We start from the raw sequence: 7,733 nt of genomic DNA on the forward strand, positions 1-7,733 counted from the left end.
CTGCTGGCCGCCGCAGCGCATTTCCGTGCGCCTCGCCGCCTGGTGCCCGCCGACTCGATGCCCCCGATCCCGGCCTACGGACGCGGTACGCAGCTCCGCGGCGCTCGCGGCCGGCTCGCGGCTCTGACCGCTCCATACCAGGCGATCCACCCGAACGGGGTGATCGATGTCGGCGACGCTGAGCTCATCGTCGTAGAATGCGCGCCGGTGAACTTCGCCCTGCGTACGGCGGAGGAACAGGAGGCGCTGGTCGGCGCAATGGCCCGCTGGTTGCATTCGCTCGACCAGTGTTCGGTCCAGATCTTGGTCCGCTCCCACACCGTCAACTTGGCCGGCATCGCCTCCGACGTACGCGAGCAGGCCGCTGCGGCGGTGCACCCGGCGATCGAGTCGGCGGCACGGGATCACGCCGACTTCCTTTCGGCGCTGGACGCTGAACAAGAGATCCTGACGCGCCAGGTGTTGCTGGTGATCCGGGACCGCCGGCGCGGCCGGGTTCTGGACCACGCGGCCGAGGCGATCGCCTCGCTGGGTGCCGCCGAGGTCGCCGCCCACGTACTGCCCCCTGGCGACGTCGAGGAAGTGCTGCGATCGGCGGCTGACCCATTCGCGCCGCCCCCAGAGGCCACCGTCAACGACGCAACCACCAACTCCCGCCGGCCGCCACGGCCAGATCCGCGATCGGATACACGGTGGTCAGGCGTCGGCTCGCGGCCCAGGGTCGATCGCTCGCGGGCGTGGATAGGTGGCCCGCATTGCCTGGAGATTGGGGCGGACGCGGTACGGGCGGGGGACGGGTACGCCACCAGCCTGGCCGTGACCGGGTTCGCCGGCGAGGTTGGTCTTGGGTGGCTGGAACCGCTGCTCGCCTGGCCCGGCCGGATGGACGTGAGCCTGTTCGTCGACCCGATGCCGGCCGAGGTCGCGGCGACCCGGCTGCGCAAGCAGCGGTCCCGGCTGGAGTCAGCACGCCGTACGCTGGCCGACCGCGGCGGCAGCCTGGACGACCCCGAGGTCGACGCCGCGGCCGGCGACGCCGCGGACCTGGCCGCGCGGCTGGCCCGCGGCGCCGCACGCCTTTACCGGATGGGTGTCTACCTGACCGTACGAGCGGCAGCCCGTGAACAGTTGACCGCAGACGTGACCGAGGTCCGATCGCTGGCCGCCGGCGTACTGATGGACGCCACGGTCTTGACTTGGCGGCAGGGTCAGGGCTGGGCGACCGCGCTGCCGCTGGCCGCCGACGCGATCGACCTGCGGCGTACGGCCGACACAGACGCGGTCGCCGCAGCGTTCCCTTTCGCCTCACCCGATGTCCCGATCGACCCTGGCGGAGTGCTGTACGGGGTGAATCTGTCCTCACCGGGGATCGTGACCTGGAACCGGTGGGCGCAGGACAACCACAACTCGGTCATCCTTGCGCGCTCCGGCGCGGGCAAATCGTTCCTGGCCAAGTTGGATTTGATGCGCTCGTTGATCGCTGGCGTACGCGGCCACGTCATTGACCCGGAGGATGAGTACGGGCGGCTGGCCGAGCAGCTCGGCGGGACCGTGGTCCGACTCGGCGCCGACGAGGTGCGGATCAACCCGTTGGAACTGCCCCGCGCCGGCGGCCCGGATGCGTTGCGACGCCAGGCGTTGTTCGTGCACTCGCTGATGGCGGTCATGTTGGGGGAGCGGCGGATCGACGCGCTTTCCACCGCTGCTCTGGACCGCGCGATCCGCGGCACCTACCACCGCGCCGGCGTCACCCGCGACCCGCGAACCCACACCCGACCCGCCCCGACATTGCTCGATCTTGCCGCGATGTTGCGCAGGGACAAGGATCGCGCGGCGGCCGGGTTGCTCGCGCGGTTGGAGCCGTGGATCAACGGCAGCTACGCCTCGCTGGTCGCCGGGCCGTCAACCGTGCACGCGGACGGGCATCTGGTGGTGTACTCGATTCGCGACCTGCCTGAAGAATTGCGGCCAGTCGGGATGATGCTCGCGCTGTCCGCGCGATTTGGCAGCGCGCCAGTGACACTCGTTGCCGCGACCTCGTGGTGGTCGACGAGGCGTGGCAGCTGCTGGCCTCGACTGAGGCCGCGAGCTGGCTGCTGAAATTCGCGAAACTGCTCAGGAAACGCTGGGCCGGTCTGTCGCTGGTGACCTCCGATGTCGATGACGTGCTGGCTACCGACATTGGTCGTCGCGTTATCGCCAACTCGGCCACGCAGATCCTGATGCGCCAAGCCCCGCAAACCATCGCCACCGTCGCCGACGCGTTCCGGCTCACCGCGGGTGAGCGCAGCATGCTTCTGGCCGCCGCATGCGGAGACGCACTCCTGCTTGCCGGAAATGTGCGCGCTGCTTTCCGTTGTATAGCAAGCGAAAACGAGTACTGGGCCTCGACAACGAACCCAGCTGAACTCGCCGCGCTTGCCGAGGCAGCAGAGTCGGACCCCGACTCGCGCGTGGACGCGTGGGGCGACGGCGGCGATCTGAACGAGTTCGCCGATCTCTCCACCGATGACGGCTTCGAGTACTTCGACGACGACGATCCGGACGGCCGCGCTGTGGACCGAGCTGTGGATGACCGCGATCAGAACACTGGGAGGTGAGGTCGGTATGGGACGGATATTTCTCGTCGTGGCTGCTGTGATGTCGGCGGTCCTGGTGCTGGCGATGGGTGCAGTGAGCGCGGTGAGCTCCGCGTACGGTTCCTGCGGCGGCGCGGGAACGGCCGGTCCGGCGGTCGGTGACCAGCACGTGTCCCCGGTAGCCGGATTGTCGGCGACGCAGGCCGGGCACGCTGCCACGATCATCGCCGTCGGCGCGCAGCTGCGGATCCCGCGTCGCGGATGGGTGATCGCGATCGCCACCGCGTTGCAGGAATCGGATCTGCACAACACGGCGAACAACAATCCCCGATATCCCAAGGTCGTCGCGGCCAGTCTGGCGCTGCCGCACGACGGGGTCGGCGCCGATCACGACTCGGTCGGGTTGTTCCAACAGCGTCCCGTCGAAGGCGACGGAAACTGGGGAACAGTACGAGAACTCATGACGCCTGCCACGTCCGCGGCGAAGTTCTACCGAGCGCTGGAAAAAGTCCGTGGCTGGCAGTCCCTGCCCGTGTCGGTGGCCGCGCAACGGGTCCAGATCTCCGCATATCCCGACGCGTACGCGAAACACGAACAGCACGCGACCGCCATCGTCGACGCGTTGGCCGTCGGCGCCGCCGTAGCGGCCAACGGCCCAGCTTCAAGTCCGGCCCTTCCGTCCGGACGTATCCCGATCGCCGGGCCGATCACCATCGGCGGGTCGTGCGTGGACGCTGATGCGGCGGGGCCGATCGCAGCGTCCGGATGGATGGCGCCGATCATTGCGCCCATCGTGTCGAGGTTCCGGCCACCGTCGCGGCCGACGCACAACGGCGTCGACCTGGGCGGACCGCGCGGAACCGTCATCCACGCCGCGTCAGCGGGTGTCGTGCGTACCGTGATGTGCAACGCCAGCACCGGAAACTGTGACGTCGACGGCGGCCTGAACGTGATGGGCTGCGGCTGGTACGTCGACATCGCCCACGTCGGCGGCGTGATCACCCGCTACTGCCACATGGCTCGCCGCCCGTTGGTCCACATTGGACAGATCGTCACCGTCGGGCAGCCCATCGGCTATGAAGGTTCGTCCGGTAATTCCTCCGGTCCGCACGTGCATTTCGAAGTGCACCTGCACAACAACGCCTCCGGATCCGGCGCGATCGATCCGGTGCCGTTCATGGCTGCACGAGGCGTACGGCTCGGCACGGCGGGCGGTGACGCGTCATGACCATCGCCACGATGCTCGCCGCCGCTTCCAGTGGGCCAGCTGTCGCTGATCTCGTCGCCGGGCCTGCTACGGCGGATGTGTCCCGGGGCGCAATTGATGGCATTCTCGCGACTGTCGGGTGGCTGAGCGAAAATGCTGCGTGCATCGCTCTGTTGTTGATTGGTGCTGTTGTCGCCAGCGAGGTGGCGCGCTTGGTGGCGCGGCGGCGCCGTGAGACGGGTCAGCGCGACGGGGCGCATCAGATGATTCTGCGTCCACCGCCGGAGGTCGACGTGGACGCGGCCGACGCGTTCTGGCGGCACCTGCGCGGTCTCAACGTACCGGCCTGGCGGCGGTGGCTGTACGGGCAGCCGCATGTGGCGTGGGAGTTCACCTGGGTCGGGCGGGAGCTCACCCTGTCGGTGTGGGTGCCGGCCGGAGTCCCACCGACCCTGATCGCCGACGCGGCCACCGCGGCCTGGCCGGGCACCACCACCCGCATCGCCCGCGTTACCAGCGCGACATTGCCGCCGCTGCCTGCGGGCGCGCCGCATGAAGGTGGGCGGCTGGTGCTGGCCACCGGCGGGCAGTTGCCCCTGGCCAGCGAGCACACCACAGATCCGCTCCGGCCGCTGCTGGCCGCCTGCGGTGACGGCAAAGACAGCGATGTCTCCGTCGTGCAGGTGCTGGCCCGCCCGCTCCCGTCCACCACCGGCGTACGGCAGTCGGCACGCCACGGTATCGGCCGCACCTTGCTGATGGGCCTGCTGGACCTGATCGACCCCACCGTGCGCCGCACCCGTACGCCGTCGACCGCTCGCAGCCCAGTCGCCGCGCGGCAGCAATCCGCCGCGGCGGAGAAAATGATCGCGCCGTCCTGGGAGGTCACAGTCCAGTACGGGGTCGCCGTCACGACCGCTCCTGGCGGCCGGGCGCCGAAGGACCCGTATCCGCGCCTGCGGGGACGCGCGCACGCGATCGCGACCTCGTTCGCCCTGTACTCGGGGCACAACTGGTTCAAGCGCCGCCGCGACACCAACATCGCCACCCACCCTCACGCAGCGGCGGCTGCGCGGCGGCAGCGCGTTGTCGACTACTGAGTTGGCTGCGCTCGCGCATGTCCCGGTCGACCGGACCATTGCCGAACTTGAGCGTGCGAATGCTCGCCCGGTCGCGCCGCCCGCGGCCGCCACGATCACCGGGCCTGGGCGCAAACGCCTGGGAACCGGTCACGGCGGTCGACCGATCAGCTTGTCGGTGACGACGCGGCGCGACACCACATCCACACGATCGGCACGACAGGACGAGGCAAATCCACATTCCTGAGCAACCTCGCGCTCGACGAGGCCGATGCCAAACGCGGCGTCGTCGTCCTGGACCCGCGCGGGGATCTCATCGACGACATCCTTGACCGCCTGCCCGAGTCGGCGGCAAACCGTGTCGTGCTGATCGACCCGGCGCAGCCCGAACCACGGTGGGGGTGGAACCCACTCGATGGTGAACCGAATATCGCCGCCGACCAGTTGTGCGGGGTCTTTTCCCAAGTATTCGGTAAATTCTGGGGACCCAGGGCAGATGACACGTTGCGAACCTCATGTTTGACATTGACCCGGCACGCCCATGCCAACCTGTCGATGATCCCTTCGTTGCTGTCCAACAAAAAGATCCGCGGACGTATCACCGCGGGGTTGGACGACCCGGACGGTCTCGGGTCCTACTGGGCCTGGTACGAATCCCTCCCGGTGAGTCTGCAAGCGCAGGTGATCGGCCCAGTACTGTCCAGGTTGCGCGCGTTTCTGTTGCGTGACTTCGTGAATCAGACCATCGGCAAGCCGTACAGCACGCTGAATTTCGCCCAGGTATTGGACCGGGGCGGGATTTTGCTCGCACGGCTACCTAAAGGTCTGCTGGGCAGTGACAGCTGCCAGCTCTTGGGCAGCCTGTTGGTCTCGCGTATCTGGCAGACGGTGACTGCCCGTTCGGCGGTCCCGGAGTCCGAGCGCCGCGACTGCACGCTGATCCTGGATGAGGCACCTAACTTTCTGAACCTTCCACGGTCACTCGACGAAATCGCCGCCGAAGCGCGTGGTTACCATCTCAATCTCGTTCTCGCGCATCAACACAACCCGCAGTTTTCCGCGGAAACACAGGCAGCGATTTCGGCGAACGCCCGCAACAAAATCTATTTTGGTGTCTCGCCGGAAGACGCCCGAATCTGGAACAACACACCGAACCGATTTTCAACAAGTACGACCTCGCCCACCCCGATCCGTACACGGCGGCCTGTCGTACGGTGGTCGAAGGCGGCGCGGACACTCACCCGTTCACGCTGCACACCGATCCTCCCCGTCAGGCGCTGGGCCACGCTGCGCAGATCCGTCGCCGGGTCGCGGAACGTGCCACCGAGGCGACCGATCGCGCTCAACGCCTGTTCGCCGAGAACACGGCCAAGGCCACCCGCCGCCTCGGCCTGCCCCGAACATTGGCCAGCGAAGAGAAACCCGATCCAGACACCGGCGACAGCGAAATCGGCGACATCTCTGACGGGGTCATCAACGACGAGACCGACGATGACAGCTAGCCAACAATCGCGGCGGGCGGGCGCGAGAACGTGCTGCGCGGCCGGGGGCGTGGGTGCCCCCAGCGGTGCGTCGGCGTTGGGTACACACCGAGCGCTGTACCCGACCGCGCAGCAGCAGCACCCTCGTGGCCGGCGAATGCCCAGGTCAGCCGTGTCCGGCGCGATGCCGCAGAAAACCCGACGAACTATCTCCATCTCTCTCGGGCTTGGAGGCGTTTATCGGTATGCCTGCTCCTGACCTGTTTTTCTCTCCTCCACTGCCTGCCTTACCTCTCGTGATCGTTTTCTTCTGGAATGGATTCACGATCATCGGGTATTGACGACCCATCAGGTGAGAGCGGCATTGTTCGGGAGTCCGACAACCGCCAGGATGCGGTTGAACCGGCTGCGACGAGCGGGCCTGATCACCAGGTTCCGGTGGCATCCCGGCACAGGCGGCTCGCAACCGTGGCACTACACCATCGACGACGCCGGCGCGGCGCTGATCGCGGCCGAACGCGAACTCGTCCTGGCCAGTGGCAACGCGCTGCGGGTACGCCGCGCTGTCCTGGCCGCCAGCCCTCAGCTGGCGCACCGCGTCGGCGCGAACGAGTTTTTTTCGTCCAGCTGTACGCGTACTCACGTACGCACCGCGGGCAGTTGGTGGCCTGGCTCAACCCGGAACAAACGCACGAGCAGTACCCGCCGTACAACGCGCGGCTGCGCTGCGACGGCCACGGGGCCTGGCGCGAGGACGGCCGTACGGTCGGCTTCTACCTGGAGTACGACACGGGCACCGAATCCCAGTCCGTCCTGCTCGACAAAATCGAGGCGTACGAGCAAACAACCGCCACCGGGCACCTGCCACCGCACCCGGTGCTGTTCTGGCTCCCTTCCACACAACGCGAAAAAAAACCTCTGGACCGCGATCGCGAACACCAGAACCAGAGCGCCACGTATCCCCATCGCCACCGCCGCCCGCGACACCTCAACCGGCGGCCAACCGGCCAGCGCGATCTGGGCGCTTGCCAACGCTCCGGGGAGGCGACGACGACTGGCCGAACTTCCCGTCGCCGAGCCACTGCCGACGCCAACATTGGCGCATCCCCGCGAGCTCCTTGACGTGAGCATTCTCGACAAGACCGCGGCTAAAGAATGAACAGCCACCCGCACAGAAATTAATTTGTTCAGCAATACGGACGATTTCGCAGCTCAACCCATGAACACGCATTCGAGTGTCGGATTGTCCAGGCCAGTTTCCCTTGTCTACCCGGGGATACGTTTCTAGGCTGGAAACACATAAATAATCGCACCACCCGAGACGCCGGACACGCGTCACTCGACGACGGTTCACCCAACGGACACCACGGCCTCGGTCTCCGCACAA

General features: G+C 67.3%; 7 protein-coding genes and 2 pseudogenes. 8 read left to right on the forward strand and 1 reads right to left on the reverse strand.

Annotated elements, in window-relative coordinates:
- Window positions 1-57 precede the first annotated feature (57 nt).
- From GNX96_RS17120 to GNX96_RS17130, 4 genes are read left to right on the forward strand one after another with little or no spacing between them, the layout of a single operon-like run.
- Window positions 58-2,100, forward strand: a complete 2,043-nt coding sequence (locus GNX96_RS17120) for a VirB4 family type IV secretion system protein (protein WP_279580592.1) — start codon at window positions 58-60, stop codon at window positions 2,098-2,100.
- Entirely contained in the window at window positions 2,043-2,600 is a 558-nt protein-coding gene (locus GNX96_RS52475; RefSeq protein ID WP_279580593.1) for a TraG/VirB4 family ATPase, read from the forward strand. Before GNX96_RS17120 ends, GNX96_RS52475 begins: the two co-directional genes overlap by 58 nt.
- Window positions 2,601-2,607: 7 nt before the next feature.
- Window positions 2,608-3,807: a M23 family metallopeptidase gene (locus GNX96_RS17125; protein WP_163568882.1), complete on the forward strand. Its 1,200-nt coding sequence runs from the start codon at window positions 2,608-2,610 to the stop codon at window positions 3,805-3,807.
- Window positions 3,804-4,886 (forward strand): hypothetical protein, encoded by a 1,083-nt coding sequence (locus tag GNX96_RS17130; RefSeq protein WP_163568867.1) that lies wholly within the window; start codon window positions 3,804-3,806, stop codon window positions 4,884-4,886. Before GNX96_RS17125 ends, GNX96_RS17130 begins: the two co-directional genes overlap by 4 nt.
- 129 nt (window positions 4,887-5,015) lie before the next feature.
- On the opposite strand, the gene GNX96_RS52480 is transcribed toward GNX96_RS17130, so the two are convergent.
- Window positions 5,016-5,330 (reverse strand): hypothetical protein, encoded by a 315-nt coding sequence (locus GNX96_RS52480; RefSeq protein WP_279580594.1) that lies wholly within the window; start codon window positions 5,328-5,330, stop codon window positions 5,016-5,018.
- Between the two features lie 90 nt (window positions 5,331-5,420).
- On the opposite strand from GNX96_RS52480, the pseudogene GNX96_RS63800 reads away from it, so the two are divergent.
- The 4 genes and pseudogenes from GNX96_RS63800 to GNX96_RS63810 form a co-directional block, all read left to right on the forward strand.
- A pseudogene (locus GNX96_RS63800) lies at window positions 5,421-5,975 on the forward strand (type VI secretion protein); the annotation flags it as partial.
- Window positions 5,976-6,079: 104 nt separating this feature from the next.
- Complete coding sequence (locus tag GNX96_RS52485; RefSeq protein WP_279580595.1) at window positions 6,080-6,367, forward strand: hypothetical protein; 288 nt, start codon at window positions 6,080-6,082, stop codon at window positions 6,365-6,367.
- A gap of 298 nt (window positions 6,368-6,665) precedes the next feature.
- Window positions 6,666-6,941: pseudogene (locus tag GNX96_RS63805) on the forward strand (replication-relaxation family protein); the annotation flags it as partial.
- A gap of 68 nt (window positions 6,942-7,009) precedes the next feature.
- Window positions 7,010-7,468: a replication-relaxation family protein gene (locus GNX96_RS63810; RefSeq protein ID WP_390624041.1), complete on the forward strand. Its 459-nt coding sequence runs from the start codon at window positions 7,010-7,012 to the stop codon at window positions 7,466-7,468.
- Window positions 7,469-7,733: the final 265 nt, after the last annotated feature.

The sequence above is a fragment of the Fodinicola feengrottensis genome (assembly GCF_010993775.1).
GTDB classification, from domain to species: domain Bacteria; phylum Actinomycetota; class Actinomycetes; order Mycobacteriales; family HKI-0501; genus Fodinicola; species Fodinicola feengrottensis.